This window comes from Streptomyces sp. NPDC004629 (assembly GCF_042873595.1).
In the GTDB taxonomy this organism is placed as follows: domain Bacteria; phylum Actinomycetota; class Actinomycetes; order Streptomycetales; family Streptomycetaceae; genus Streptomyces.
Genome location: NZ_JBIALO010000004.1, coordinates 52,545 through 79,232, shown reverse-complemented (window position 1 = coordinate 79,232; position 26,688 = coordinate 52,545). Strand labels below are relative to the sequence as shown.

The 26,688-nt window shown below is 72.1% G+C and carries 22 protein-coding genes and 2 pseudogenes; 8 read left to right on the top strand and 16 right to left on the bottom strand.

All coding sequences use genetic code 11. The features are described 5' to 3' along the window. Window positions 1–135: 135 nt before the first annotated feature. The 3 genes from ACFYTE_RS07400 to ACFYTE_RS07390 are packed head-to-tail and all read right to left on the bottom strand — an operon-like array spanning window position 136 to window position 3,166. Window positions 136–1,413 carry an ABC transporter substrate-binding protein gene (locus tag ACFYTE_RS07400; RefSeq protein ID WP_388706120.1) on the bottom strand — a complete coding sequence of 426 codons (1,278 nt, stop codon included), beginning with the start codon at window positions 1,411–1,413 and terminating at the stop codon, window positions 136–138. After that, window positions 1,413–2,246 carry a carbohydrate ABC transporter permease gene (locus tag ACFYTE_RS07395; RefSeq protein ID WP_388706118.1) on the bottom strand — a complete coding sequence of 278 codons (834 nt, stop codon included), beginning with the start codon at window positions 2,244–2,246 and terminating at the stop codon, window positions 1,413–1,415. Before ACFYTE_RS07395 ends, ACFYTE_RS07400 begins: the two co-directional genes overlap by 1 nt. Then, complete coding sequence (locus ACFYTE_RS07390; protein WP_388706116.1) at window positions 2,243–3,166, bottom strand: carbohydrate ABC transporter permease; 924 nt, start codon at window positions 3,164–3,166, stop codon at window positions 2,243–2,245. Before ACFYTE_RS07390 ends, ACFYTE_RS07395 begins: the two co-directional genes overlap by 4 nt. Window positions 3,167–3,341: 175 nt before the next feature. On the opposite strand from ACFYTE_RS07390, the gene ACFYTE_RS07385 reads away from it, so the two are divergent. Continuing rightward, entirely contained in the window at window positions 3,342–4,205 is an 864-nt protein-coding gene (locus ACFYTE_RS07385; RefSeq protein ID WP_388706114.1) for a phosphotransferase enzyme family protein, read from the top strand. Window positions 4,206–4,252: 47 nt separating this feature from the next. Here the strand turns inward: ACFYTE_RS07385 and ACFYTE_RS07380 are convergent, their stop codons facing one another. The 5 genes from ACFYTE_RS07380 to ACFYTE_RS07360 all read right to left on the bottom strand — a co-directional run bounded on the left by ACFYTE_RS07380 (window position 4,253) and on the right by ACFYTE_RS07360 (window position 8,844). Next, window positions 4,253–4,966, bottom strand: coding sequence for a 3'-5' exonuclease (locus ACFYTE_RS07380; RefSeq protein ID WP_388706111.1), 714 nt, complete (start codon window positions 4,964–4,966; stop codon window positions 4,253–4,255). After that, window positions 4,963–5,136: a hypothetical protein gene (locus ACFYTE_RS07375; protein WP_388706109.1), complete on the bottom strand. Its 174-nt coding sequence runs from the start codon at window positions 5,134–5,136 to the stop codon at window positions 4,963–4,965. The genes ACFYTE_RS07380 and ACFYTE_RS07375 overlap by 4 nt, the downstream gene beginning before the upstream one ends. Before the next feature lie 102 nt (window positions 5,137–5,238). After that, a complete protein-coding gene (locus tag ACFYTE_RS07370) occupies window positions 5,239–6,510 on the bottom strand; it encodes an SAV2148 family HEPN domain-containing protein (RefSeq protein ID WP_388706106.1) in 1,272 nt (423 codons plus the stop codon). Between the two features lie 72 nt (window positions 6,511–6,582). Beyond that, window positions 6,583–7,902, bottom strand: a complete 1,320-nt coding sequence (locus ACFYTE_RS07365; protein WP_388706104.1) for a copper amine oxidase — start codon at window positions 7,900–7,902, stop codon at window positions 6,583–6,585. A gap of 96 nt (window positions 7,903–7,998) precedes the next feature. Beyond that, window positions 7,999–8,844 carry a Tat pathway signal sequence domain protein gene (locus ACFYTE_RS07360; protein WP_388706101.1) on the bottom strand — a complete coding sequence of 282 codons (846 nt, stop codon included), beginning with the start codon at window positions 8,842–8,844 and terminating at the stop codon, window positions 7,999–8,001. A 197-nt stretch (window positions 8,845–9,041) separates the two neighbouring features. Between ACFYTE_RS07360 and glgX the strand changes: the two genes are divergently transcribed. The 3 genes from glgX (at window position 9,042) to ACFYTE_RS07345 (ending at window position 15,251) form a co-directional block, all read left to right on the top strand. Continuing rightward, window positions 9,042–11,150: a glycogen debranching protein GlgX gene (glgX, locus tag ACFYTE_RS07355; protein WP_388706098.1), complete on the top strand. Its 2,109-nt coding sequence runs from the start codon at window positions 9,042–9,044 to the stop codon at window positions 11,148–11,150. A gap of 103 nt (window positions 11,151–11,253) precedes the next feature. Then, window positions 11,254–13,662: a malto-oligosyltrehalose synthase gene (gene treY / locus ACFYTE_RS07350; protein ID WP_388706095.1), complete on the top strand. Its 2,409-nt coding sequence runs from the start codon at window positions 11,254–11,256 to the stop codon at window positions 13,660–13,662. A gap of 338 nt (window positions 13,663–14,000) precedes the next feature. Beyond that, window positions 14,001–15,251: a M14 family zinc carboxypeptidase gene (locus ACFYTE_RS07345; RefSeq protein WP_388706093.1), complete on the top strand. Its 1,251-nt coding sequence runs from the start codon at window positions 14,001–14,003 to the stop codon at window positions 15,249–15,251. A 340-nt stretch (window positions 15,252–15,591) separates the two neighbouring features. Here the strand turns inward: ACFYTE_RS07345 and ACFYTE_RS07340 are convergent, their stop codons facing one another. After that, window positions 15,592–16,143 carry an FHA domain-containing protein gene (locus tag ACFYTE_RS07340; protein WP_388706091.1) on the bottom strand — a complete coding sequence of 184 codons (552 nt, stop codon included), beginning with the start codon at window positions 16,141–16,143 and terminating at the stop codon, window positions 15,592–15,594. Window positions 16,144–16,328: 185 nt separating this feature from the next. On the opposite strand from ACFYTE_RS07340, the gene treZ reads away from it, so the two are divergent. Beyond that, window positions 16,329–18,074: a malto-oligosyltrehalose trehalohydrolase gene (gene treZ, locus ACFYTE_RS07335; protein WP_388706089.1), complete on the top strand. Its 1,746-nt coding sequence runs from the start codon at window positions 16,329–16,331 to the stop codon at window positions 18,072–18,074. A gap of 166 nt (window positions 18,075–18,240) precedes the next feature. On the opposite strand, the pseudogene ACFYTE_RS07330 reads toward treZ, so the two are convergent. The 6 genes and pseudogenes from ACFYTE_RS07330 to ACFYTE_RS07305 form a co-directional block, all read right to left on the bottom strand. Next, window positions 18,241–18,396: pseudogene (locus tag ACFYTE_RS07330) on the bottom strand (transposase); the annotation flags it as partial. Between the two features lie 76 nt (window positions 18,397–18,472). Then, a pseudogene (locus tag ACFYTE_RS07325) lies at window positions 18,473–18,931 on the bottom strand (transposase family protein); the annotation flags it as partial. 174 nt (window positions 18,932–19,105) lie between these two features. Beyond that, the gene (locus tag ACFYTE_RS07320; protein ID WP_388706088.1) at window positions 19,106–19,963 is read right to left on the bottom strand and encodes a MerR family transcriptional regulator; all 858 of its coding nucleotides are present in this window, start codon (window positions 19,961–19,963) and stop codon (window positions 19,106–19,108) included. Window positions 19,964–20,263: 300 nt separating this feature from the next. Then, on the bottom strand, window positions 20,264–20,566 hold the full coding sequence (locus ACFYTE_RS07315) for a hypothetical protein (RefSeq protein ID WP_388706085.1): 303 nt from the start codon (window positions 20,564–20,566) through the stop codon (window positions 20,264–20,266). A 793-nt stretch (window positions 20,567–21,359) separates the two neighbouring features. Beyond that, a complete protein-coding gene (locus ACFYTE_RS07310) occupies window positions 21,360–21,827 on the bottom strand; it encodes an NUDIX domain-containing protein (protein ID WP_388706083.1) in 468 nt (155 codons plus the stop codon). Next, a complete protein-coding gene (locus ACFYTE_RS07305; protein ID WP_388706080.1) occupies window positions 21,820–22,293 on the bottom strand; it encodes an XRE family transcriptional regulator in 474 nt (157 codons plus the stop codon). Before ACFYTE_RS07305 ends, ACFYTE_RS07310 begins: the two co-directional genes overlap by 8 nt. Before the next feature lie 535 nt (window positions 22,294–22,828). Between ACFYTE_RS07305 and ACFYTE_RS07300 the strand changes: the two genes are divergently transcribed. Both ACFYTE_RS07300 and ACFYTE_RS07295 read left to right on the top strand, forming a co-directional pair. Next, the gene (locus ACFYTE_RS07300) at window positions 22,829–23,422 is read left to right on the top strand and encodes a hypothetical protein (RefSeq protein WP_388706077.1); all 594 of its coding nucleotides are present in this window, start codon (window positions 22,829–22,831) and stop codon (window positions 23,420–23,422) included. Between the two features lie 70 nt (window positions 23,423–23,492). Continuing rightward, the gene (locus tag ACFYTE_RS07295; RefSeq protein ID WP_388706074.1) at window positions 23,493–23,897 is read left to right on the top strand and encodes an alpha/beta fold hydrolase; all 405 of its coding nucleotides are present in this window, start codon (window positions 23,493–23,495) and stop codon (window positions 23,895–23,897) included. Window positions 23,898–24,079: 182 nt separating this feature from the next. Here the strand turns inward: ACFYTE_RS07295 and ACFYTE_RS07290 are convergent, their stop codons facing one another. Beyond that, window positions 24,080–24,301, bottom strand: coding sequence for a hypothetical protein (locus ACFYTE_RS07290; protein WP_388706072.1), 222 nt, complete (start codon window positions 24,299–24,301; stop codon window positions 24,080–24,082). A gap of 123 nt (window positions 24,302–24,424) precedes the next feature. On the opposite strand from ACFYTE_RS07290, the gene cyc2 reads away from it, so the two are divergent. Continuing rightward, the gene (gene cyc2, locus ACFYTE_RS07285; protein ID WP_388706070.1) at window positions 24,425–26,584 is read left to right on the top strand and encodes a germacradienol/geosmin synthase Cyc2; all 2,160 of its coding nucleotides are present in this window, start codon (window positions 24,425–24,427) and stop codon (window positions 26,582–26,584) included. Window positions 26,585–26,688: the final 104 nt, after the last annotated feature.

Sequence of the window (26,688 nt, the reverse complement as noted above, 5' to 3'; positions counted from 1 at the left end):
CCGACCCTCCGCACACGAAAACGCCCCTGCGCGCACGGAACACCGCGAGGCGGACGCCGCGCCGCGACATATGTCACCCCGGGCACCGGGCTCGCGGGAGCACGGGCCCGCCGGCCTGGGGCCTTGTGGTGCGGGTCAGCGTTGGTAGCGGGAGAGGATGAGGTTTCCGTCGTGCTCCAGGCGGTGGCGGAGTTCGTCCAGGTCGATGGCTCCGCTGTAGTACTCCTGGAGGGCCGGGGTGGCGACCTTGTCCTTCCATTCCGGGTAGCCGCGCACGGACTGGGCGGGTGCCGGGCTGAGGTGGGCGGCCAGGGCGGCCCCGACCGCCCAGCCGTCCTCGGCGGTGTGCAGCGCCGGATCCCGCAGGGCCCTGGTGCCGGTGGGCAGCATCCAGTCGCCGAGGGCCAGCCGCACCATGTTCCCGGGCCGCAGCAGGAAGTCGACGAACGCGGCGGCCTCCTTCTTGTGCGGGCTGTCCTCGGCGATGGACAGGGTCTGCGGACTGACCCCCTGGGTGAGCCCGTCGGCGCCGGCCGGGGCGGGCAGCACCTGCCACTCGAAGCCCTCGGGTGCCTGCTGCGCGACCTGCTGCCGGTAGGAGAAGCCCAGCGGGACCATCGCGTACCGGCCGCCGAAGAACCCGGGCAGCGTGTCGGCGCCGCCGCTGCCCAGCGTCGATCCGGGCGCGCTGCGGTCGGCGACCTGGTCGCGGACGGTGCGCGGCACCACCGCGTCGCCCGCTTCGAACCGCACCGTCACCCGGCCGTCCGCGCCCCGGTGGAAGAGCCGGCCGCCCGCAGACAGGGACAGGTTGAGCGTGGCGGAGACGGGCTCCTTGAGCGGCCAGGCCACCCCGTACTTCCCGGCTCCGCTGAGCCGTGCGGTCGCCTGCCGGAACTCGGCCCAGCTCCACGGGCGTTCGGGCGTCGGTATGCGCACGCCGGACGCCCGCAGCCAGGCCGCGTTCGCGATCAGCACCCGCGGCTCCTGGAGGAACGGCACGCCGTAGATGCCGTCCCCGAACATGGTGGTCCGCCAACTCCGTTTCGGGATGTCCGCCGTGAGCCGGTCGGACAGCAGGTCGGTGAGATCGGCGAGGTAGCCGCCGTAGGCGAAGTCCGCGAGGTCGTCGGAGGCGTCGTGGACGATGTCCGGGGCCTCGCCGCCCTCGAAGGCGGTGAGCAGTTGGTCGTGGACGCTGTCCCAGCTGCCCTGGACGTACTCGACCTGGACACCGGGATGCGTGGCGTTCCACTCCTGTACCAGTTCCCTGGTGGCGGCCACGGACTCCTGTTGCCAGGCCAGGGACTGGAACCGCAGCCGGATCGGGCCGGTGCCGTCCCCTCCGGCGGAGGAGCAGCCCGCGAGGAGCAGCAGGAGTGCGCCGAGCAGCATCGCCGTGCGGGTCCGCATCAGCTCTTCACCGCCCCTGCGAGCATGCCGCTGGTGATCCGTCGCTGGATGAGGGCGAACACCACCAGGGACGGCAGGGTCGCGAGGGACGCGGCGGCGGCCAGCGGTCCCAGGTCCAGGGCGCCCTCCGCGCCGATGAAGTGGGTGAGGACGACGGGCAGGGTCTGCTTCTCCGGGGTCTTCAGCAGCACCAGCGCGAAGAAGAACTCGTTCCACGCGGTGACGAACGCAAACAGCGCCGTCGCCACGATTCCCGGCGCCAGCAGCGGCGCGGTCACCGAGACCAGGGTCCGCAGCCGCCCGGCCCCGTCGACCGCCGCGGCCTCCTCCAGTTCGGCCGGCACCGCCCGCACATAGCCGGTGAGCATCCACAGGGCGAACGGCAGCGCCCACACGACGTAGACCAGGATCAGCCCGGCCAGGGAGTCGATCAGCCGCAGGCTCTTCAGCACCAGGAACAGCGGGATGATGACCAGCACGAACGGGAACGCCTGGCTGACCACCACCCATCCCGTGGCCGCGCGGGACAGCGCCGTGCGGCGGCGGGCGACCACGTACGCCATCGGTGTCCCGATCAGTACGGCGATCACCGCGGCCCCGAGCGCGGCGAGCAGGGAGTTGAGTGCCGCGTGCAGCAGCGGCTGCTCGTCGAAGGCCTGCCGGAAGTTGGCCGGTGTGGGATCCCGCGGTATCCAGGTGGGGTGCGCGCTGCCCAGTTCCCGCGGCGACTTGAACGCGGTGGAGACCAGCCAGAAAAACGGCAGGGCGAGGAAGGCGAGATAGGCGAGCAGCGCCGCGTACTGTCCGAGCCGCGCGCCGGTACGGGTCCTCACGCCTCGTCGCCTCCCCTCAGCCGGCCCGCCAGGAAGACGGCCAGGAGCACCGAGATCACCGCGACCATCACGCATCCCATCGCCGCCGCGTAGCCGAACTGCCCGTAGCGGAAGGCCTCTTCGTAGGCGAACAGCATGGGCAGCCGGGTGCGTCCGCCGGGGCCGCCGTTGGTCAGCACATAGACCAGGGCGAAGGAGTTGAAGTTCCAGATGAGGTTGAGGGCGGTGATGGCCAGGGCGACCGGTCTGAGGGCGGGCCAGGTGACCGTGCGGAACCGGCGCCAGGCGCCCGCGCCGTCCACCGCCGCCGCCTCGTGCAGTTCGCGCGGGGTGTGCTGCAGCCCGGCGAGCAGGGCGACCGTGGTCTGCGGCAGGCCGGCCCAGACCCCGACGACGACCACCGCGGGCAGGGCGGTGCCGAGCCCGCCGAGCCAGTCCCGGCCGTCGCCTAGGCCCAGGTCGCGCAGGGTCTCGTTGAGGACGCCGGCGTCCGGGTTGTAGACGAGCCGCCACATCAGGCCGACGACGACCTCGGGCATGGCCCAGGGGACGATCGCCAGCGCACGGGCGAGCCAGCGCAGCCGCAGGTCCTGATCGAGCAGCAGGGCCAGGCCCAGTGCGAGCAGGAACTGCGGGACGGTCACCGCGACGGCCCACATAAGGCCGATCCGGAACGACTCCCAGAACAGGGTGTCCCGGAGCAGGTCCCGGAAGTTGAGCCCGCCGATCCACTGTGTGGGCGCGGTGCGGCCGGACTGGGCATCGGTGAACGCCAGCAGGATGCCGTACAGCAGCGGTCCCACGCTCAGCACCAGGATGGGGAGCAGGGCGGGCAGCACCAGGAACCAGGCGCCGTTCCCGGCGGCCCGCCCCGTGGGCCGCGCCGCCGGTCGCCCTCTCGCCTCGGTCGGCACTGCCACGGCGTCTCCCCCCTCTGCGCGGCCCGCGCGGGCCCCGTCATGGTCGTGATGGCGGCGGGCCGCGTCAAGGCATCGCGCACAGGCCACGACCTGTACGGATGCGAGACTGGCCGACGGGCGACGCCATCGGGCGACGCCATGGGCACAAACACAGGCACGGACACGGAGGCGGACGATGGACGAGGCACGCGCACGGGACGTACTGGCCACGGCAGGGGTGCTGCCGGGGCCGGCCCGGGGCGCGCGGATTCTCGCCCTGGGCGAGAACGCGGTGTTCGCCGCCGGTGATCTGGTGGTCAAGGTGGGCCGGGACGCCGACCTGCTGGAGCGGGCACGGCGCGAGCTGCGGATCGCCGGATGGCTGGCCGAGGCGGGCGTTCCGGCGGTGCGTGCGGCCGACCCGGAGGCCCGGCTGGTGGACGGGCACCCGGTCACCGTGTGGCACCGGCTGCCCGCGGCTCTGCGCCCTGCCGAACCGCGGGACCTGGCCGAGGTGTTGCGGCTCGTGCACGCCCTGCCCGCCACTCCCTTCGCGCTGCCGCCGCGCGAGCTGCTGGCCGGTGTGGAGCGCTGGCTGCGGCTCGCGGGCGACACGATCGACCCGGCGGACGCGGCGTATCTGCGCGCACGGCGCGACGGTTTCGCGGTGGCCGCCGCCGCGTTGACCCCCGAGCTGCCGCCGGGCCCCATCCACGGTGACGCGCTCCCCCGCAATGTGCACATCGGCCCTGACGGTCCGGTCCTGGTCGACCTGGAGACCTTCTCCGCCGACCTGCGCGAGCACGACCTGGTGGTCATGGCCCTCTCCCACGACCGCTACGGCCTGCCCGCCGCGGCCTACGACTCCTTCACCGAGGCGTACGGCTGGGACGTGCGTGCCTGGGAGGGCTGCTCGGTGCTGCGCGGGGCCCGGGAGACGGCCAGCTGTGCCTGGGTCGCCCAGCACGCCCCGGCCAACCCCAAGGCCCTGGCCGAGTTCCGCCGCCGGGTCGCGTCGCTGCGCGACGGCGACGAAACGGTGCGCTGGCACTCCTTCTGAGCCGCTGCCGACCGGTCCCCGCCCCGCCCCCGCGGCCGACGCGGGTGTCAGCGGACGTAGGGCACGACCGGCCAGGCGGGCTCGACCGTCGCCGCGGGGTTCGAGGTGCGGCGCAGATATCTCTGGAGCGAGGCCGCCTGTTCGGCCGCCGCACGGATCTGGAGGTCGTGCAGCTCCGTCGGGGCCAGCGTGCCTATGACCGCGTGTCTTGCGCCCATGGATCGCGCCGCGCGCGCCGCGGCCACCGCGTCCGCGACCGCGTTGTGCGCGTCGTCGAGCGGCACCCCGTAGTGCTCGCAGAGCGCCCGGAGATTGCGCGATCCCTTGCGGTAGCGGTCCACGTGCTTGTCCAGGACCAGCGGGTCGATGACGGGCGACGCGCCTGCCCGCAGCCGGGCCGCCGGCGGCTGTATGCCGTGGCGTCGGCATTCGCGGTCCAGGAGCGAGAGGTCGTACCGCGCGTTCATCACCACCAGCGGGGTCCCCGAATTGAGCACGTCGGCCACCGTCGAGGTGATCTCCTCGATCGCGGGAGCCGCCGACACGCCGTGTCTGCGGGCGTGTTCCGTGGAGATGCCGTGGATGGCGGACGCCTGGTGCGGGATGCTGACCCCCGGGTCGAGCAGCCAGGTCCGGGGCTCGGGCGGTCGTCCGTCCGCGTCCACGGACACGACCGCGGCGGTGACGATCCGGTCGCTCTCGATGTCGGTCCCCGTGGTTTCCAGGTCGAAGGCGACCAGCGGTCCGCTGATCCAGCTCATCGCAGGACCCCGCTCACCGCCGCGGCCCGGAAGCTCCGCGGCCCTGCCGAAGCGTGCGGACCAAAGGCTGCGTTGACGGCGACGACGGGAGTGACGGCGCGCCGCTCGCGTGGCTCTCCCCCGGTCGTCTCCAGGTCGAAGCCGATCAGCGGCTCCCGGTGCCGGCCCATGGGCGGCCCCCCTTCCTGATGGTGCGTTCCCCCAGTGGTCCTTACGATCGCATGCGCCACTGACAATCCGAGGACCGCATTCCGCTTGTGCCCGGGGACGGTTCAGGACACGGGGCGCGAATCCGCCCAAGCCAGCTCGAACTCCTCGCGATAGGTCGGGAAGAGCCCGGCTTCCACCACATCGTCCGGCTTGACCAGGCGGCTGCCGCCCCGCAGCACCAGCACCGGCGACTCCATCCCCCGCGCCCCGCGCAGATAGGACTGCACCACGGCCACCCCGTCCGCGCCGTCGCCGTCCACGAGATACGCCGTGAAGCGCGGCGTCTCGTCGTACACCTGGATCTCGAAGGCGCCCGGGTCGCGCAGCCGGGCGCGCACCCGGCGCATGTGCAGGATGTTCATCTCCACCGACCGGCTCAGCTCGCCCCGTTTCATCCCCAGTTCGCGCTCCCGCCGCTTCACCGCGCTGGAGGCCGGGTTCAGGAAGAGCAGCCGGACCCGGCCGCCGGACTCGGCCATCCGCACCAGGCGCCGCCCGGAGAAGTTCTGCACGAGCAGATTGAGGCCGATCCCGATGGCGTCCACGCGGCGCGCGCCGCCGAAGATGTCCTCGGCGGGGAACTGGCGCAGCAGCCGCACCCGGTCGGGGTGCACGGCGACCACGTCCGCGTACCGGTCGCCGACGAGGTCCTCCACCGCGTCGACGGGCAGCCGTCGCGCCGAGGGCATGTCACCGCCCGTGCCGAGCATCTCCAGCAGCCGGGCGGAGGCCCGTTCGGCCTGGCCCAGGACGGCCTCGGACAGCGCGCGGTTGCGGGAGACAACGTTGCGGGTGACCTCCAGCTCGTCCAGGGCGAGTTCGACGTCCCGGCGCTCGTCGAAGTAGGGCTCGAAGCACGGCCAGTGCTGCACCATCAGCTCGCGCAGCTGCGGCAGGGTGAGGAAGCTGAGCACGTTGTCGTCGGCCGGGTCGAGCAAGTAACCCTTGCGGCGGCTGACCTCGCGCACGGCGACCGCGCGCTGCACCCACTCCTGCCCGGCGGGTCCGGCCGCCGCGACCACCCAGTCGTCGCCGTGGACCGGTTCGTAAACGGGCCGCAGGACGGCGGCCACGACCGCGCGCAGCCGCTGTTCGACCAGGTTCAGCCAGATATAGGCCCGGCCGGCCCGCTGGGCCCGGGTACGCACCTCCAGCCAGGCGTCGGTGTCCCAGTCCAGCTCCGGCCCGATGGAGCCCGCCGCGTCCATCGGCCGGGCCAGGGACACCGCGCCGGGCGGGACGTCTGCGGAGTTCCCCTCGTGACTCTCGTCACCAGGGGGTAGCTCCAGCCCTCCCGAGCCCACCCGTGCACCGCCTTCCGCTCCCCCGGGCATCCCCGTCCCAACGATCAAGGAAGGGTACTCCGGGAGCGGTCGGCGGTGCAGCCGGATGGACAGGGTCGTTGCTCAACTGCGAGGCTGCCAGTGTCCGTTCTGCCAGGAGAGCTGGTCGGGGGTGAGCGGATTCATGGCGGTGACGTCCCTGGGCGCGATGGAGAACCCCTGCCAGTGGACGGGCATCGGCTGCTGGTCCTCGTCCCGCGCTATGTGGTGGAAGCCCACGTTCATCCAGACCACGGGGTGGGTGAGGGTCTGACCGTTGACCCACTTGTCGACGGACTTGCCCGCTCCGGCCGGGCAGTTGCCGGTGTTGTTGCTGGCGAACTGCTCGCACTTGTTGTACTGGGTGAAGTACACGTCGTGCCGGGTGTAGCTGCGCCCGGGATACTTGGTCGTGGCCCCGGGGACGATCTCGTACGAACGGGCGTGCCCGTCCTTGTTCTTGCCGGTGGCGCTGACCACCCGCCACCAGCGGTAGGTCTTGTTGTCCCCGGCGAGTTCCTTGGTGACCTTGGTGCGGGTCGTCTTCGCGGTCGGGGCCTCCTGGCCGCGGGCCGGAGCGGTGACGGTCGAGTCGTACTGCTCGACCTTCGTCTTGGACGAGCCGTCGAGGCCGAAGTCCAGCCGCCAGAAGACGTTGTGGCTGTGGCTGGTGGCGTAGGCCTTGGCGCCCTTGCCGATCGGCCAGCCGCGGCCGTCGCCCGCGTCGTAGTCCTCGTAGGAGAGGCTGCCGGTCGCGCCGACGTTCATGGTGATCGTGCCGTCGTCCTGGAAGCGCCACTCGGAGATGTACTCGTACCAGCCGACCTGGTTGACCGTGTAGACCAGCAGGTCCTTGCCCTGGGCCTGGTAGACCTTGGTCGCGCTGTCGCCCTGCATCCGGTAGGCGTGGCCGCGGGTGCGGGTGGTGGTGCACAGGCCCTTGACGTTCGGGTGCTGCGGGTCCCAGGCGTCCGGCACCTTGACGGTCTTGATGGTGCCGCCGGGGCATTCGCCCGGCGCCAGGTTCATCAGGCCCTGCGCGAAGCCGAAGCCCGTCAGGTCGTCGTACTCGACGCTGCCGTCGTCGTAGGGGACGTGGATCTGTCCCAGACGGGCGCTGTTCAGCACCTTGATCGGCTTGGCCTCGCCCTTGGGCTGGTAGGAGACGTCGTCGAGGACCAGCCCGGCCTTGCTGTCGTAGCGCCAGCACATCCGCCAGGTGGTGCCGCCGGCGAGTTTCTGCTCGATGCGGTAGGCGGCGCTGCACTCGGCGGCGGCCGGCGCGGCGGTGCGCGGCTGGGCGACGGCCGGGCCCGTGCCGGTGGTGGCACCGGCCGCCAGCGCGGCCACGGACAGGCCGACGGCCGCCCGGGTGCGGGCACGGCTGATTCTGTTCACACGCATGAAGGAATGACTCCCTTGCAGGAAGGTGCGGGAGGTACCGGGATTCAGGAGGTACCGGGATTCACGGAAGCGTCCGAAGCGGCGGGCGGCCGCGGCTCAGCCGCGGTCGAGCGCGGCGACCTTGCGCGCGCTCAGGTCGACCACCAGGTAACGGGTGTCGATCCAGGGCCCGTTGACGACCTTCGGAAACAGCCGTACGCAGCGGTGCTCGCCGCACCGGTCCAGGGCCGCGGGCTGGGCGCCCGGCGCGGCACGGTAGACCGCGCCGTTGAGCAGCAACTGGTCCGGGGAGGTGAGGTCACGGCCGGTGGCGTCGCGGTAGTCGGCGCGCAGGCCCGCGCCCAGCGCATCGGCGATCAGCAGCCGGGCCGCCTCGGCGTTCTCGGCACGGCTCAGCGGCGGCTGGACGCCGTGCTGGACGCCGGTGCGCACCACCTTCCCGGCGTCCAGGTCGACGGTCCTGGTGACGAGGGTGTCGTCCCGGTAGTCGTAGTACGTCACGTCCGCGCGGCGCGGCGCGGCCGGGTCGTCCACCTCGCCGGCGTCCGGCTCGGCGAGGTCGACGGTGAGGCGCTGCGGGCCGCGCTCGCCCTCGACGTCCTGCGCGGCGCCGAGGCCCTGCCGGTCCAGGGCGATCCGTTCGACCCGGGCGATCTCGTCGTCGGTGAGCGGGTCGGTTCCCCTGCCCCGCGCGCCCTCCGCGGGCGCCTGCTCGACCACGCCCGGCGCGACCGCCCCGTCCTGCCCGGAGGCGGTCTGCCCGGACGCGGCCTGCTCGGACGCGGTCTGCCCTGTGGGCCGGCCGCCGGCCGCGCCGCCTCCCGTCCCCTCGGCTCCCGCCGTGCCCGGCAGGGTGATCCCGATCATCACGGCGGTCGCCGCCACCGCTATGGCGGCACCGGCCACCGCCTTGCCCAGATGTCGGTGCACTGTCTCGCGCACTTCTTCCCCCAACTCCCCCCGTGGTCACGGGAGTACGTGTCTTCCCCACTGGTTTGGCCCACGGCGTCACATGCGTCGCCGTGGGCTCTGGTCGCTCGGTAAGAGGGAGCCAAGTGGCGGCGGGTTCCCTCACTTTCCGCCGAAACTCGGGGCCAAGGCGCCCCCGGCGGCACGGCACACCTGGAAGAGTCGTATCCATGCAGGTCTGGCCTGGAGAGGCATATCCGCTCGGCGCCACCTACGACGGCGCCGGGACCAATTTCGCGGTCTTCACCGAGGCCGCGGACCGAGTGGAGCTGTGTCTGCTGCACGACGACGGCTCGGAGACGGCGGTGGAACTGCGCGAGAGCGACGCGTTCGTGCGGCACGCGTATCTGCCCGGCGTGATGCCGGGGCAGCGGTACGGGTTCCGGGTGCACGGACCCTACGACCCGGGGCGCGGGCTGCGCTGCAACTCGGCGAAGCTGCTGCTCGACCCGTACGCCAAGGCGGTCAGCGGCTCCGTCGACTGGGGCGAGGAGGTCTACGGCTACCGCTTCGGCGCGCCGGGCGAGCGCAACGACCTGGACTCGGCACCGCACACCATGACATCCGTCGTGGTCAACCCGTACTTCGACTGGGGCGACGACCGCAGGCCGCGCACCGAGTACCACCACACGGTGATCTACGAGGCCCATGTCAAGGGCCTGACCATGCGGCATCCGGCGCTGCCCGAGGAACTGCGCGGCACCTACGCGGGGCTCGCGCACCCGGCGGTGATCGAGCATCTGACGGGGCTCGGGGTGACGGCACTTGAGCTGATGCCGGTGCACCAGTTCGTCGACGACCACCGCCTGACCGACCTGGGCCTGAGCAACTACTGGGGCTACAACACGATCGGCTTCTTCGCCCCGCACAACGCGTACGCCTCCTGGGGCGACCGGGGACAGCAGGTCCTGGAGTTCAAGTCGGCGGTCCGTGCGCTGCACGAGGCCGGGATCGAGGTCATCCTCGACGTGGTCTACAACCACACGGCGGAGGGCAATCACCTGGGTCCGACGCTGTCCTTCCGGGGCATCGACAACCTGAGCTACTACCGTCTCGCGGACGACCCGCGCTACTACACGGACACCACCGGCACCGGGAACTCGCTGCTCATGCGGTCCCCGCACGTCCTACAGATGATCATGGACTCGCTCCGGTACTGGGTCACCGAGATGCATGTGGACGGCTTCCGGTTCGACCTGGCGGCCACCCTGGCGCGCCAGTTCCACGAGGTGGACCGGCTGTCGTCGTTCTTCGACCTGGTCCAGCAGGACCCGGTCGTCTCCCAGGTGAAGCTGATCGCCGAGCCGTGGGACGTGGGCGAGGGCGGCTACCAGGTGGGCAACTTCCCGCCGCTGTGGACCGAGTGGAACGGCAAGTACCGCGACACCGTGCGGGACCTGTGGCGGGGCGAGCCGCGCGCGCTCGCCGAGTTCGCCTCCCGGCTGACCGGGTCGTCCGACCTGTACCAGGACGACGGACGGCGCCCGCTCGCCTCGATCAACTTCGTGACCTGCCATGACGGGTTCACGCTGGGCGACCTGGTGTCGTACGGGCACAAGCACAACGAGGCCAACGGCGAGGACAACCGGGACGGGGAGAGTCACAACCGGTCCTGGAACTGTGGGGTGGAGGGCGAGAGCGACGACCCGGGCGTGCGGGAGCTGCGGGCCCGGCAGATGCGGAACTTCACGGCCACGCTGATGCTGTCCCAGGGCGTCCCGATGATCAGCCACGGCGACGAGTTCGCGCGCACGCAGCGCGGCAACAACAACGCCTACTGCCAGGACAACGAGCTGTCCTGGGTGCACTGGCCCGAGGACGGCCACGAACTGCTCGACTTCGTAGGGGCGATGGTGTGGCTGCGCAAGGACCATCCGGTCTTCCGCAGGCGCCGCTTCTTCCACGGCCGGCCGGTGGAGGGCACCCACGACGACCTGTCCGACATCGCCTGGTTCACCCCCGAGGGCCGCGAGATGACCCAGCGGGACTGGGACTCCGCGCAGGCCTCGGCGCTCACGGTGTTCCTCAACGGCAACGCGATCTCCGAGCCGGGCCCGCGCGGGGAGCGCATCGTCGACGACTCCTTCCTGCTGATGTTCAACGCCTCACCGCGCACCCTGGACTTCGTCGTGCCGGTCGATCACGGCCGGCAGTGGCAGATCACCGTCGACACGTCCCACCCGGACGGCGTACCGCCGCAACCCGGCCCGAAGGTGGCCGCGGGCGCCCGCCTCACCCTCCCGGACCGAAGCCTGGCGGTGCTGCAACGCCCCGCTTAGGCCGGGCACCGGCTGCCTTTCACGCGCGCGTGGGTGCGTGTGGAGGGACCGTGACACGAAAAAGGGCGGGATGGGTACATAGGTCTGCATGACGGATGTCCGCATGGCAGACGAGCGCCCCGCGCCGGTGGTGCCCACGGCCACCTACCGGCTCCAGGTGCAGCCCGAGTTCCCGTTCGCCGCGGCCGCGGCCGCCGTGCCCCATCTGGCCTCGCTCGGCGTGTCGCATCTGCATCTGTCCCCCGTCCTTGAGGCCGTGCCGGGCTCGACCCACGGCTACGACGTGGTGGACCACGCGCGCGTACGGGACGAGCTGGGCGGTGAGCGCGGCCTGCGGGCGCTCGCACGGACCGCGCGGGAGCACGGGCTCGGGCTCGTGGTGGACATCGTGCCCAACCACATGGCGATGGCCCCCCGGCACAACCGCGCCCTGTGGGAGGTGCTGCGCAAGGGCACCAAGTCGCCGTACGCGCGCTGGTTCGACATCGACTGGGAGGCGCAGGGCGGGCAGCTGCTGCTGCCGGTCCTCGGCGGTCCGCTGGGCGCGGAGGCCGAGCACCTGGTGGTCGACGGCGACGTGCTGCGCTACCACGACCACGCCTTCCCGCTGCGCGAGGGCACGGAGGACCTGCCGCTGCCCCTGCTGCTGGACGCCCAGTGGTACCGGCCGGTGTGGTGGCGGCTGGCCCGTACGGAACTCAACTACCGGCGCTTCTTCAGCATCTCCGAACTCATCGGCGTACGGGTGGAGGACCCGGAGGTGTTCACGGCCACCCATGCGAAGATCCTCCAGCTGCTGCGCGAGGGCGTGGTCGACGGGCTGCGCGTCGACCACCCCGACGGCCTCGCCGACCCCGACGGCTATCTGCGGCGGCTGCACGAGGCGACCGGCGGGCGCTGGACCGTCGTCGAGAAGATCCTGGCCGACGGGGAACGCCTGCCCGCCGCCTGGCCCGTCGCCGGCACCACCGGCTACGACGCCCTCCGGCACGTCGACGGCGTGTTCACGGATCCGGCGGGCGCGGAGGAACTGCTCGGCCACTACCGGCGGTTCGCGGCGCCGCCCCCGGACCGGGGCGGGGACTGGGCGGCCACGGTGCGGCGGGCCGCCCACCAGGTGCTCACGCACGAGCTGGCCGCCGAGACGGACCGGCTGACCCGGGTGGTGAGCCGGCTGTGTGCCACCTCGCCGGACCCCGCCCTGCGCGACCGTGCGCCCTGGGCGCTGGGCACCGCGCTGCGGGAGCTGCTGGTCCGGCTGCGGGTGTACCGGCCGTACGCCTCCGGGGACGCGGCCCGCGTGGTCACCGAGGAGGCCGCCGCCGAGGCCCGGCGCGCCTTCGCCGTGCCCGAGGAGGGCGAGGCGGTGGACGTCGTGCGCGGCCTGCTGCTGGGGCCGGGCGGGGACGGGGCGCCCGATGCCGGTCCGGCCCTCGCGGAGTTCCGGGCGCGGTTCGCACAGACCGCGTCGGCGCTGCGCGCCAAGTCCGTGGAGGACACCGCGTTCTACCGGTACGTGCCGCTGCTGTCCGCGACCGAGGTCGGCGGCGACCCGGGCAGCCCGGCCGTGTCCCCGCGGGACTTCCACGCGCACTGCGCGCGCGTGCAGCGCGACCGGCCGGACACCGGGACCGTGGTGTCGACCCACGACACCAAGCGCAGCGCCGACGTGCGCGCCGCGCTGGCCGTGCTCACCGAGTGCCCGTCGCGGTGGGCGGACGTCCTCGCCGGGGTGAGCCGCGACGGCGCGGTCGCGCCGGACGGGCAGCTCACCTGGGCGGCCTGGCAGACGGTGTTCGGGCTGGGCCCGGCGGACCCGGAGCGGGTCGGGCAGGCGCTGCTGAAGCACGCGCGCGAGGCGGGCCTGCACACGAGCTGGACGGAGCGGGAGACGGCGTACGAGGAGGCGGTCACGGAGTTCGTCGCGGCCGGGCCGTGCGGGCCGCCCGGCGAGCGCGTGGCCGCCTTCAGGGACGCGCTGGCGGCGCACGTACGGGCCAACGTCCTCGGCACCGCCCTGGTCCATCTGACGATGCCCGGGGTGCCGGACCTGTACCAGGGCACGCAGGACGAGTACCGGGCGCTGGTGGACCCGGACAACCGGCGGCCGGTGCGGTTCCCGACCGGGGCGGCCGACGGCTCCGGGGCGCCCCTGGAGCAGGGGCGGTCCGGGGAGAAGGCCGCGGTGACGGCGGCGGCGCTGCGGCTGCGCGCACGCCGGCCGGACGTCTTCGGGGCCGCGGGGGCGTACGCGCCGCTGGCCGCGAAGGGCCCGGCCGCGGCGCACTGCCTGGCGTTCGCGCGGTCCGGGGAGGTGGTGACCGCGGTGACGCGGCTGTCGCTGCGGCTGGCGGAGGCGGGCGGCTGGCGCGACACACGGCTGGCGCTTCCGCCCGGTCGCTGGGTGGATGTGCTGGACCCGGAGCGCACGTTCGAGGGCCACGCGCGCGTGGCCGAACTGTTCGGCCCGCGCCCGGTGGCCCTGCTGGAACGGGCCGCGGCGACGGTCTGACACGGGCGGAGACGGCGGGAAGGCGGCGGGCCGCCCACCGGCTCCGCGCCGCGAAACGCGTACCATGCCGGCGCACCGGTGCCGGCGGCGCGTCCGCGGCGCCGGTCCGCAGCCGCGCCCGGAGGCGGCCCATGTCCGGAGGCGGCCCGTGTCCGGAGACGGCCCATGCCTGGCGGCCCGTGTCCGGAGGCGGCTCGTGTCCGGCTCCCGGCACTCGGCGGGCGCGGCCCGTACCGGCGGCGGTGAACGCGGACTCCGTGCCTCCGCCGCGCCGTGCTTGACAGTTGCTTCCCGGCGTGCGGCACTGGGGATGGCGAAGTCAGGCGGACAAGTCGGGGGTGGGTCTGCTGCCGGAGCTGCATTACCCCAGCGTTTCCGAACTCACCGCGGTCGCACGGACGTTGGCCAGGGAGCGGCCCGGCCTGTGCGCACTGCGACAGGTGGGTGTCTCCAGCGCGGGCAGACCCCTGCACCTGCTGTCCGTGGGGCATGCCCGACGGGCCGTCCTGGTGGTGGCGGGTGCCCACGCCAACGAGCCGACCGGTGGCTCCACCCTCCTCGCCCTCGCCGAACGAGTGATGCAAGAGCGGGAGTTGAGGTCCACCACATCCTGGCATTTCCTGCTGTGCGCGGACCCGGACGGGGCCAGTCTGCATGTGGCGCCTGCGCCGCGCAGCCTCCTCGACTACCACCTCGGCTTCTACCGCCCCGCCGGGCCCGAGCAGCCGGAGTGGTCGCCCGCCGCGCTGCCGCCGGACCGGCTGCCGCCCGAGACCCGGACCCTGACCGGGGTGATCGACGAGCTGCGGCCCTATCTCCAGGTGACGCTGCACGGCACCGATCTGGGCGGCAGCTGGGTGCAGTTGACCAGGGACGTGCCCGGGCTCGCCGAGCCGTTCGGCAAGTCCGCCGCGGAGTTGCGCATACCGGTGGAGACGGGCGCCTCGGACGCGGCCGGGTGGCCCGCCTCGGGGCCCGGGGTGCGGGTGATGCCGGGGCCGGACTCCGGCGCCGCGTACCCGAGCATGCCGGACGACGCGCGGCGCAGCACCTGGTACCACGCGCACCGGTACGGCGGTCTGACGGCCGTGGTGGAGGTGCCGATGTGGGCGAGCGACCTGGTGGACGACCCGGCGCCGCATCCCGCCCCGGCGGCGGCGATACGCCAGCTGGCGCACCGGTTGCAGCAGGACGCGCTCCAGGTGGAGCGGGTGCTGGCCGAGGCGCTGCCGCGGCTGGACGGCACCGGGGGTCCGCTGCTGCGGGCCGCCCGGTGGGCGCTGGAGCTGATCCCGGGGCTGGCCGCGGACTGGATCGACACGCCGCCGGTCGACACGACGATGGCGTACGTCGGGAGCGTGGACGCGTTCGGGCGGCGGCTGCCGCTGCGGGCCGCGGCCATGCTGCTGCGGGTGCTCCGGGCCGCCGACGACCGTGCCGCGCCCGGCCTTGAACGCCTCGTCGCGGTCTGGTGCGACGCCTTTGCGCAACGGTTCCGCGCTCGTTGGGTGCCCCTGGAGCACCAGGTGGAACACCAGTCGCGCACGGTGCTGGCGGCGGCCCACCACGCACGCGACCGAGCCGTGTGACCCCGCCCCCGCCACCCACGGTCGGGAACGCACGCGCGCCGGACCCTCGCGAACAGGAGCGCGCCCCTCGCCGGACCGCCGCGAACACGAACGCGCCCCCCGCCAAGCCCCCGCGAAGGAACGCGCCCCTTGCTGGACCTCTGCGAACACGAACGCGCCGTTCGCTGCCCTCCACAAACCGGAGCGCGCCCCTCGCCAGGCCCCCACGAACGAACGCGCCCTCGCCGGGCCCCGCGAACACGAACGCGCCCCTCGCTGCCCTCCACGAACCGGAGCGCGCCCCTCGCCAGGCCCCCGCGAACGCGCCCCCGCGGGCACGGTCGCGCCGTTCGCCGGCCGCTCAGCCCGCCGCGAGCCGGAAGGCCACCCGGCCGAAGGCGATCTGGTCGCCCGCGCGGACCACGGCGGCGCCGATCACCCGGCGCCCGTTCACGCTCGTACCGTTGGTCGAGCCGAGGTCCCTGAGCACCCACATGCCGCCCTGGCGGCTGAGTTCGGCGTGCACCCGGGAGACCGTCTCATGGTTCAGCCGCAGCCCGTTGGCCGGGTCACGGCCGATGCGCAGCGGGTGACCGGCCGCCGGGTGGGGCAGCAGCAGCTTGGGCAGCCGCTCGGCGTGCCAGGCCCTGCGCAGCCGTACGGTGAACCCCGAGACCGCCTCGACGACGCCGAGGACGCCGCGCGTGAGGCGGCCCTCCCGGGGCAGGTCGGCGGTGAGCGCGGCGAGTTCTTCGGGCTGCTGCGCGGCGAGCGCCAGTCCCATGCGGCGCACGAAGGTGTCGTGCGACAGCCGGCCCGCGACGACGCCGTCGCGGAGCACCTTCAGCGCCTTGTCGCGCTCGGCGTCGGACAGCCGCGCGGGATACGTGTGGTGCTCGAAGGACGACGTCACGCTGGTGATTGTCGGTCAGTGAACCCCGGGTGTCCAGGAGACCCCCGCGATGGGAAAACACCCGCCACGCGCGCGTACTTCGGGCGACATGCCCCTGGAAAAGCCAAGATTCAAAAGCGGATCCACCCCGCTCACGGCACCATGGACGGGCTACATCACGGTGAGCAGACGAAGGGGAACCGTCCGTGCAGTTCGAGGTGTGGGCACCGCTGGCAGACCGGGTGACGCTCCATTGCGAGGGCGCCACGCGCGCGTTGGAACGCGATCCGGACCGGGCGGGGTGGTGGTCGGTGGAGGCGACGGCGGACGACGGCACGCGGTACGGGTTCGCGCTGGACGACGGACCGGTGCTGCCCGACCCCCGTTCCCGCCGCCAGCCGGAGGGACCGGACGGGCCGAGCGCCGTCGTGGACCACGCGCGGTACGCGTGGCGAGCCCCGTGGGCGGGCCGCGCGCTGCCCGGCGCCGTGCTGTACGAGCTGCACGTGGGGACGTACACCCCGGAGGGCACCCTGGACGCGGCGGCCGGGCGGCTCGGGCATCTGGCAGAACTGGGCGTGACCCACGTGGAGTTGATGCCGCTGTGTCCCTTCCCCGGGCGGCACGGCTGGGGTTACGAGGGCGTGTCGCCGTGGGCGGTGCACGAGCCGTACGGCGGGCCCGAGGCACTGAAGCGGTTCGTCGACCGTGCGCACGAACTCGGGCTCGGCGTGGTCCTGGACGTCGTGCACAACCACCTGGGCCCGGCAGGCAACCATCTCCCCGCGTTCGGTCCGTACTTCACCGAGACCCATCACACCCCCTGGGGCGCGGCCGTGAACCTCGACGCTCCCGGCTCCGACGAGGTGCGCGGCTATCTGGTGGGCAGCGCGCTGGCCTGGCTGCGCGACTACCGGATCGACGGGCTGCGCCTGGACGCGGTGCACGCGCTGCGGGACACGCGCGCGCTGCACTTCCTGGAGGAGCTGTCGGCGGCCGTGGACGGCCTCGCCGCCGAGCTGGGCCGGCCGCTGTTCCTGATCGCCGAGTCCGACCGCAACGACCCGCGGCTCATCACCCCGCGCGCGGAGCGCGGGCTCGGTGTGCACGCGCAGTGGAACGACGACTTCCACCACGCCCTGCACGCCGCGCTGACCGGCGAGTCCCAGGGCTACTACGCCGACTTCGCGCGGGCCCCGTTCGCCGCCCTCGCCAAGACCCTGACGGGTGGTTTCTTCTACGACGGCACGTATGCGAGCTTCCGTGGCCGGCACCACGGCCGGCCGCTGGACCGCACCCGCGTGGCCGGGCACCGGCTGCTCGGCTACGCCCAGACCCACGACCAGGTCGGCAACCGGGCCCGGGGCGACCGGCTGTCGGCCGCCCTCCCGCCGGGCCTGCTGGCCTGCGCGGCCACGCTCACGCTGACCGCGCCGTTCACGCCGATGCTGTTCATGGGCGAGGAGTGGGCGGCGGGCACGCCGTGGCAGTTCTTCACCGACCACACCGACCCCGCACTGGCGGATGCCGTACGGCAGGGCAGGCGAAGAGAGTTCGCGGCGCACGGCTGGGCCGAGGACGAGGTGCCCGACCCGCAGGACCCGGCGACCCGCGAGCGTTCCTGCCTGGACTGGTCGGAACCGGAACGCGAGCCCCACGCGCGCGTGCTGGCCTGGTACCGCCGGCTCATCGCGCTGCGCCGCGAGCAGCCGGACCTCACCGGTCCCGACCTCGCCGACACCAAGGTGGCGTACGACGAGGAGGCACGCTGGCTCGCCTTCCGCCGCGGGGACGTCCGGGTCGCCGTGAACTTCGGTCCCGGACCCGCGGCGATCCCGCTGGGCACCCACGGGGCCCGGGTACTCGCCGCCTGGACCCCGACCCAGCCCCCCGGCCCGGACGGCACCCTGCACCTCCCCGGCGAGTCATGCGCCGTACTGACCCAGGGCTGACAGACCACGAAGCGGGGCGCCGCGCCCACCGCGTGTGAGCGAGGGCGCCCCACTCGCCGCGAGCACGGCGTGTACGACGGGTTCCATAGCCGGTCCGGCCGAACCCGCGCCGGCGTTCCAGCAGGCTGGGGAAGAAGCTGCCGGTGCGGACCTTGGGGATCGCCAGGTCCGGATACCCGGCCTGCCTGGTCAGTACCTTCGCCCGGTGCCCGTTACGCACCGTCGTGCTGGTCTCGGTGTGCTCGCCGGGCTCGGCGCCGATGTGGGAGGTGGCCTCGGCCTCGACGAGTTCCCGCAGGATCCGCTGGGCCAAGACTCTCATCAACTCGATTCCGGTGGGCGAAGCCGTGCTCGACCGGCGCCCGTCCGACAGCGAGGACGCGGTTGGCTTCCTTCTGGCCGGGGGTGAGCTTGTGGGTGCGGCCGGCGGGAAAGCCGGTGACGATCACGGGGTCGCGTACGTCGTTGTCCAGGCCGCGCAAGCCGAGGTCCGCGAGGGCCCCGCGGCCGGCGGTGCGCAGGTGGGCCAGGATGTTGTCGTGGCGGGCGGCGGTGTTGTCGTGGGTGCGGCCGGGCCGGGCGGCGGATATCCGGATCAGGCGGCCCCTCTCGTCGGTGAGGGCGAGGAAGCGCAGGCCGTGGTGGCGATGTTTGCCGGAGTAGTTCTTGCGGTCGGCCTTCCCGGTGCGGCGCTGGGTGGGGATGAGGGTGCCGTCGATCAGGACCGCCTCCCCACCCTGCCGGGCGATCTTCTTGCACGCGCGGTCCAGGCGCGGGGCCTGTGCGGCGAGCAGTCCGATCGCCTCGTCGCGCCAGCGTCGGACGGTGGACTCGGAGATGTTGTTGCCGCCGGCCATGTCGGCCAGGCGCTGGTCGTGGCGCAGTACGGCCAGGACGATCACCGCGATCTTCCCGGGCGGCAGGATCTCTCTTCACACAGTGCCCAACGGCCGCCGGGGGCACCGTGGTTACGTACATGCTGCACCATTCCGGGCTGCTCTTGCCGGGCTCGCCCCGAGCGCCGATGCCAGTCAGCAGGTCCGTGGGGTGTCGCCGTCCTGATCGGCCGAGTGAAGAAGTTCGATGACGCGTTCCTCGTACCGGACGCGGGCTGGGGAGAAGTCGTACGGCATCTTGCCGATGGCCTCCATCGGGCTCATCCTCGCCTCGCCTTCCTCCTCGCCAGCGTGCTCGTCCTCCTGGTCCAGGAGGACGTCGAGGGCCTCGTCCAGGCCGGATCTGTCGATGGTGGCTGCCAAGGCGGCCTCATGAGCACACCGCTGGGCAGCCAGGTCTTCGATGCGGGGGTCGTCGGGGGGCATGGTGTCGTCCAAGGCCGCCTCGGCCTCGGCCAGGCGGTCTTCCTCGGCCCGCAGCTCGGGGTGGGTGGCCAGGACGATGAACCGGTTGGCCTGGACGGCGGCGCCCAGGGAGCCGAAGATACGCTCCGTGACCAGAAGGGTATCGAGATCGGCCTGGCGCAGGGCCCCGGGCGTCAGATCATTCAGGCGGCCACTGACCAGCGGTGAGAGCAGGCCCAGGGGGCTGCCCACCTCGCGGAGGCGGTGCACGGCGGCCCGCTGGGCTTCGATGGCGGCCGCCTTGGAGATGAGGGACTCCTCCAGCCGGGCCAGGGACTGCTCGATGCCGGTGGCGCCCTCAAAGCCGGCCCGGATGTCGTCCAGGGAGATACCCGCATCAGCCATCTTGCGGATCCACAGCAGGCGGATCATGTCGTCGTATACGTAGCGGCGGCGGTCGTCGCTGCCGCGTTCCGGTTCGGCGAGGAGCCCGATGGCGTGGTAGTGGCGGATGGCGCGGGGTGTGGTCCCGGCGAACGCGGCGGCATCGCCGATCTTGACCCGGCGGGGAATCGAAGGAAGGGGCATGCGCGGGAACCTCTCAATGTCGTGCTCGCCGCCTACTGGACCACATGCCGCTACGGCACATGCAAACCCCGCTGCCGCAGGCGCGCCCCGCGCTCCCGCACCATCAAGGGTCGTACGAATCGCCAGCCGCGGTCGGCCGGCCTGACCAGCTTCCCGCGCAACGGCTCCGGTCTGGCCCGCACGCTGACATCCACCCCCAGCACCTCGCCGACCTGCCGAGCCAGGCTCACTGGTCCGCCTCCGGTTCATCGGCGACGTCCGGGTCCCAGGTCTCGGGTGTGTTCCGGTAGGCAGCTCGGGTCACACGGGACCGTGTCCCGAGGTGGAGTCGATGGCCGCCTGTACGGCTTCCAGCAGCGCGGCGAGGCCATGGGCCTGCTCCCATTCCGCGGCCGTGTACCTCCAGATGTGGCTCCCGCCCGGGAATTCCGGCCGGCCATGCGTGATCTCCACGATCCGCTTCCCCTTCCGGTCGGGGCCGGTGACGCGTAGGTGCAGGTGCCGTATGTGGAAGCGGATAGGGTCACCGCCGAAGATCTCCAGTATCCGGCCGTCGAACGAGTAGAACTCTCTGCCGACCGTGGCCGTGATCTCGTCGTTCATGGGGGAACCATGTACGGTGATCAGTCGGTGCCAGGCCCCTGTCGCGCACCCCTTCCATCACCGCCCCCGCCACCGCGCCCATGCGGCGTCTGCGAAGGTCCGTGTCGAAGCGTCTCGGCAGCGGGAACTCCCGGCCGTCCTGCGCGATGACCTTGGCCGTGGTGAGGCCGGCGAGGAGGCGCTTGGTGTGCTGCAGGACCGCCAGGTAGTCCATCGGCACCGTCAGCCGCCGGGCGGCGTCGAACGGGGGCGTGCCGTCCGCCGGCCGGATGCGGAGCACCGTGTCGAGCACCGAACCGTGGTCCTGGAAGATGGTTCTGCCCCTCATCTCCAGGAACCGAGCACGCACCGGGCGACCGTCACGAGGCGACCAGCGTCGGCCGGCAGCACCGAACCCTGCTTGCTTGCACGGGAGTTGGTCCACGTTGGGGTCCCGGAACGCGACCGTCACCGGTATCCCCGGCTTCCTGGAGCCGCCGCGAGCCGACTGGCCCGCTCCGGCCCAGAGGTTCCACACGTCGGCACCCGCCTCAAGGACGCGCCTTGCGGGCGCGCCGCGACCGCAGGCCATCCCGAGCGCGCGAACGCCAGCCCGACCGGATCGGCGTAACTCTCTGGGCGGCCACCATGCGGCGAACCGCGACGAACCGGGGGCCGATCGGGCTATTGCGGGCATGTCCCAGAGGCTGCCCGATCCGTCAGGCAGCGTAAGGCACCCTGTTCACTCGCCCCATGGCAGCGCCCGCCCAGACAGTGTCTCCCCCGATCAGGGCCGGCATCGGGACGGCGCCGACTATCGGGCTGCGGGCATTGTGCCGTCGCGCCAGTCGTTCACCCGCTTCCGGATGCCTGCCACCATGGGGAGCGCGTCAACCGCCTCGGGCTCGAACCAGCGGACATCGGTGGATTCCTCGGACACGGCCAACTGCCCGGCCACGGGTCGAGCCAGGAAGCAGACGGAGAACTCCTGCCGGACCTCGCCATCATCGTAGGCAAAGACGTGACGGGGGTTGGTGTAGGTCCCGACGATGCCGGTGATCTCGACGTCAAGCCCGGTTTCCTCGCGGGTCTCCCGAATCGCGCAGTCCGGCAACGACTCGCCGATGTCCATGGCACCACCGGGAAGTGCCCACATGCCGTTGTCGCGCCGACGCTGGAGCAGAATGCGCCCGGAGCCGTCGACAACGACCACGGAAGCAGCCGGCACCAAGCTGTTCGCGGCCGAGGCGTTCGGGTCGTCCTCGTAGTCGCGCCTACTCATGCCCCTCCTCCCATACCGGGGTGCCCCGCTTCCACAGTTCCTCGGCGTGCGCAACGAAACGATCAAACATACCGTCGTCCTGATGACGGCGCAGATGCAGCGTAGGAGCATCGTGGCCGACGCTGTGCGTCAGCAACGGCGTGACGATCATGTCGTCATCGAAGCGGAACACTGACCCACCTTCGTCTCGCTCGCGGGACCGCGTGAGATCACTGTCAGGGCCACCGAGCAGGAAACGAACCCGACACCCTTGAGCGGCCTTGCGTCGCAACACAGCGCCGAACCGGGCCTGTTCGAGCCACAGGAAGTAGTTGGTGTAACCGGCGAAGGTCAGCTCTCGTCCGGCTTTGGCGATCAACGACCGCCATAGGGAAGCTGGGCAGCTTGACCGGTACGGATAGACGGCAACGACCTCACGGTCGGGACCGACCTTGATCGCCTTCTTTGTGGCGGCTGGCCACAGCATCACCTCGTCCTCCCCGAGTGCCTCGCAGACGGCCCACCGGTGGCGGGCACGGGGAACCCGTCCGCTCTCTGTGATCCATCGGCCGACCGTCTTGATGACGATCTGTCATGCGCGTCCGAAGCATGGCACGACGCAGCGCTTCATTCACAAGTACCCCTGGGACGTTAGGCACGCTTCTCACGGTAGGCGTACTCCGTACCTAACGTTCACGGAACGAAGTAGGAACGCGCCGCCAGAGGCGGAAGTGTGGTGAGTCACCGACAGGCCCCCGCGACCGAGGCGACGGTACGGGGGCGTGGCCACCGATCGGACCGGCTCCGGTCGCTCGCGCCCCAGGGAGTGACCGGAGCCCCCAGACTCCCGCCGGCTTCCCGCTCCCGACTCTCCCCGCGGGGCCAGCGGGCCCGCCACCCTCGTCGCGACATAGGAAGGTTTCTGGATCGTGTTGCCTCCTGCACCGCCAGGTGTTGTGGTCCCGTACATCGCCGGATGGAGCGAGGAAAGGCTCCTGTCCTGTCCGATCACCCGCCGCCGCATGGTCCCGGGGATCGCGTACGCGGATGAAACCCCGTACGACCGCGACAGCTTCGGCGTGCTCTGGGCCCGCTACGCCCTGCGGCCCAAGCAACGCAGGGGCAGCCCACAGCTGAGAAACGTCCACCCCTACCGGCAGCGCCGGGCGATGCTGAACATGATGTGCCAGGTCTGCTCCCGCATGCCGCCCGACCCACACGGCCCCCACCTCTTTCTCCTGCGGGACAGCGTCGGCCCGATCCGCGAAGGCGAGCGCACGACGAGTCCGCCGGTGTGCGTACCGTGCGCCGGGATCTCCGTCCAGCTCTGTCATGCCCTGCGGGGTGGGCGGTTCGTGGCGGCGTGGGCGAGGCGTGTGCCCGCGTGGGGAGTCGTCGGTCCCCTCCATCATCCACAGACGCTTCAGCCGATCCCGGGGTGCTCGATGGAGCACGTCAAGTACGGCTCGCAGTGGGCGCCGTGGGTCCGGGCCGCCCGCACCATGGTGGAACTCCGCGGAGTCACACCGGCGGACCTCGACCGCGAGTTCACGGCCCTCGGCCGTGACCGCCTGGAGGAGGAGTTCACCCGGGTCGCGCAGCTCACGACCGTATGAAGACTCCGCCACCTGGGCCAGAACCGTGCGGGGACCAGTGGATCTGATCGGGCACTCCATGGGCGGGGTCGTGGCCTACCTGCTCGCGGAGGACCATCCGCAGCGGGTGCGGCGGCTCGTCCTGGAGGATGTGTCGGTCCCCCGTCCCCGGGAGCCGAGCACGCCGGCCCGGCCGGACGGCGCTCTGACCTTCGACTGGGAGGTGGTGCTGGCCGTCAGACGACAGATCGACCAGTCCGATACCAGGTGGCTGGAGCGACTCGGCCAGATCACCGCCGAGACCCTCGTGCTCGCCGGCGGCCCACACAGTCATGTTCCCCAGGACGGTGTCGCCGAGCTCGCCCGCCGCATCCCTGTGGGGCGAGTGGTCACCATCCCGGTTGGACACCTGATTCACCACGCAGCGCCGGAGGCATTCACCGAGGCGGTTTCGGCGTTCCTGGGGGAGAACTTCCGTCCTGCCCGCCAAGCATGAGCGCGGTCAGAGGCCGTGACGTGGGGACGGCCGCACGAGTTCTTCGAGTGTGACCGGGAAGTGGGTGCGTGCGGCTTTGTCCCATCCTGCCTTCACAGGCGTCTCGCGTGCACATCTCGGGGCCGGCCGCAAGCATGAGCTGGTGTTCACCGAGTGCTGGTCGCGCTGGTCCGCCTGCGCACTCAGCTCCCGCAGAATTGTTCGGGGTCGGCCGCTCCACCGTCATCGAGGCCATCAGCGAGATCCACCCGCTGCTCGCCGCCCGCGGCTTCGCTGTCCCCGGCCCGTCTGGACTGCGCCGTTCGCAGCGTGCCGGGCGCGGGCCCGTTCCCGGGCGAGCGCCCGTCGGCGTACGACGAGTTGGCCGTCGCGTCCTTGAGCGGCCGGACCACGTCGGCGTGCACCGGCAACTCCGCGCGGACAGCTCTGTACTGTGAAAGTCCCAATGTTCGGGTGGGGTTCACGCGATGGTGTGATCATGTGCCGGGCGGTGGATGGGGGGTGGAGGGCGCGGGTAGGGCCCGGCCATGACGCAGCCCTTCGAACTCCCGCACTTTTACATGCCGTACCCCGCGCGGCTGAACCCGCATGTCGACGAGGCCCGTGCCCACTCGACCGCGTGGGCGCGCGAGATGGGCATGCTGGAGGGCTCCGGGGTCTGGGACCAGGCCGACCTGGAGGCGCACGACTACGGTCTGCTGTGCGCCTACACGCACCCCGACTGCGACGCCCCGGCCCTCTCGCTGATCACCGACTGGTACGTGTGGGTGTTCTTCTTCGACGACTACTTCCTGGAGAAGTACAAGCGCAGCCAGGACCGCGCCGCGGGCAAGGCCCACCTCGACCGGTTGCCGCTGTTCATGCCGCTGGACGTGACGGCCTCCGTGCCCGAGCCGGAGAACCCCGTCGAGGCGGGCCTCGCCGACCTGTGGGAGCGCACGGTGCCGTCGATGTCGGCGGACTGGCGTGTACGGTTCGCCGTCGCCACCGAGCACCTGCTCAACGAGTCCCTGTGGGAGCTGTCCAACATCAACGAGGGGCGGATCGCCAACCCCGTCGAGTACATCGAGATGCGCCGCAAGGTGGGCGGCGCCCCCTGGTCGGCGGGGCTCGTCGAGTACGCGACCGCGGAGGTACCCGCCGTCGTGGCGGGCTCACGGCCGCTGCGGGTGCTCATGGAGACCTTCGCGGACGCCGTGCACCTGCGCAACGACCTGTTCTCCTACCAGCGCGAGGTGGAGGACGAGGGCGAGAACAGCAACGGCGTGCTCGTCCTGGAGACGTTCTTCGGCTGCACCACACAGCAGGCCGCCGACACCGTCAACGACATCCTCACCTCGCGCCTGCACCAGTTCGAGCACACCGCGCTCACCGAAGTGCCCGCGCTCGCCCTGGAGAAGGGCCTCACCCCGGACCAGGTGGCGGCGGTCGCGGCCTACACGAAGGGCCTGCAGGACTGGCAGTCCGGCGGCCACGAATGGCACCTGCGCTCCAGCCGCTACATGAACGAGGGCGCCGCCACCCGCTCCCCGTGGCAGGGGCCGACCGGCCCCGGCACCTGCGCGGCGGACATCGGCGCGCTGCTCGCCTCCGCCGCGGCCGAACGGCTGCGCGCATACTCCCACATGCCGTTCCAGAAGGTCGGCCCGTCCCTGCTGCCCGACTTCCACATGCCTTTCCAGGTGGAGCTGAGCCCTCACCTCGACGCCGCCCGCGGCCGGCTCACCGACTGGATGCACCGCATGGGCATGCTGGCCGAGGGCGTCTGGGACGAGGACCGGCTCGCCGCGTACGACCTCGCGCTGTGCGCCGCGGGACTCGACCCGGACGCCACGCCCGAGGCCCTCGACCTCGGCTCCGCCTGGCTCGCCTGGGGGACCTACGGCGACGACTACTACCCGCTGCTGTTCGGCCACCGCCGGGACCTGGCCGCCGCCCGGGTCGCCACGGCACGGCTGTCGGCGTGCATGCCCCTGGACGGCGAGCCGGCCCCCGCCCCGGTGAACGGACTGGAGCGCGGCCTGATCGACCTGTGGGCGCGCACGACGGCCGACATGACCGCCGACCAGCGGCGCGCCGTGAAGGCCTCCGTCGACGTGATGACCGAGAGTTGGCTGTGGGAACTCGCCAACCAGGTGCAGAACCGCATCCCCGACCCGGTCGACTACCTGGAGATGCGGCGGGCCACCTTCGGAGCCGACCTCACCCTCAGCCTGTGCCGGATGGGCCAGGGCCCGGCGATCCCGCCGGAGGTCTACCGCAGCGGCCCGGTGCGCTCGTTGGAGAACGCCGCCGTCGACTACGCGTGCCTCCTCAACGACGTCTTCTCGTACCAGAAGGAGATCGAGTACGAAGGCGAGATCCACAACGCCGTCCTCGTCGTGCAGAACTTCTTCGGCGTCGACTACCCGGCCGCGCTGGGCGTCGTGCACGATCTGATGACCCAGCGCATGGCGCAGTTCCAGCATGTCGTGGCGAACGAACTCCCCGTCGTACGGGAGGACTTCGGCCTCTCGGACGAGGCCGTCCGGGCGCTCGACGGATACGTGGCCGACCTGCGGAACTGGCTGGCCGGCATCCTGAACTGGCACCGCACGGTCGACCGTTACAAGTCCGGCTATCTGGCCTGCCGCGCTCACCGCTTCCTGCCCGACCGGCCGCCGGCCCCCGCGCTACCGGTCAGCTGAGGTCCGGCACCGCCCCGCACGCACGGTGCTGCGCAGCTCAGTGGGTGACCTTCTCCCATGGCTTCCCGCCCTCGCCCCCAGGGCAGTCTCACTCGTTCGTGGCT